The sequence below is a fragment of the Treponema sp. R80B11-R83G3 genome, from assembly GCF_054786115.1.
Window position 1 is genome coordinate 1 of sequence record NZ_BDHF01000332.1, and the last position, 822, is coordinate 822.

Here is an 822-nt window from a genome sequence, read left to right on the forward strand (position 1 = left end):
CCGCCCCAGGGGAAAATAAACCAAAAAAAATGACAGAAAGCCCAAATATTATAATAGGAGCGAATATACGAAAAATTTTATAACGTCTCTTTTTTGCTTTTTTTATTTCTTCTTCAATTCTCCAGCGTTCTCTTGCTTCCCGATCCTTCCTTTCTTGTTCTTCTTTGCGTTCGCGTTCGATACGATCTTCCCGCTCTCTGCGTTCGCGTTCGATACGATCATCCCTAGCTTTCCGTTCTTGTTCTTCGCATTTTGCTCTATAGGCGTTTTGCTCGCTTTTCAGAACCGATATAATTTCAAGGAAATAGATAGTTGCCTCCAACATATCGAATGGAGGCATATCTTCTGTTAAAGTTTTGGGAAGATGTTCATTAATAAGATCGGTAAGTTTATAAGAGTATGGGCTTTGAAATTCAGCTTGTAGGTTTTTTATGTTATCAAAAGAAGTTTTAATTTTTGGATATAACTCTCTTTTTAATTGACTAAAAAGTTTATCCTTAAGCGTATTGTTAAAATCAGAATCTGTAGAAATTTTTATACAATAACCGTGATCTTTTAAAATCACTTTTTTTAAATCTTGTATGGCACCGGCTTCATCATTGGTTAATGCTTTTCCTCTGGCAAGATTATACAGCGATTCAAGCATATTATTAGAATAATCCCATGATTTCCCATAAGCCGCTTTTGCTTCGTTTATGTATTTTTCATAGTCATTTTTATTTGAATTATGAAGCTCATCATTTGCTTTAGAATAGTAAGCCAATCCCAAATAAAACCAAATTTCAGCGGCTATTGGCCGCGCTTCATCATATTTTTTAGCGT

Annotated in this window: 1 protein-coding gene; it reads right to left on the reverse strand. The window is 34.7% G+C overall.

The features are described 5' to 3' along the window. The coding region (locus tag ACYVRH_RS13680; protein WP_461257441.1) for a TPR end-of-group domain-containing protein at positions 1-822 on the reverse strand (822 nt) is incomplete at both ends.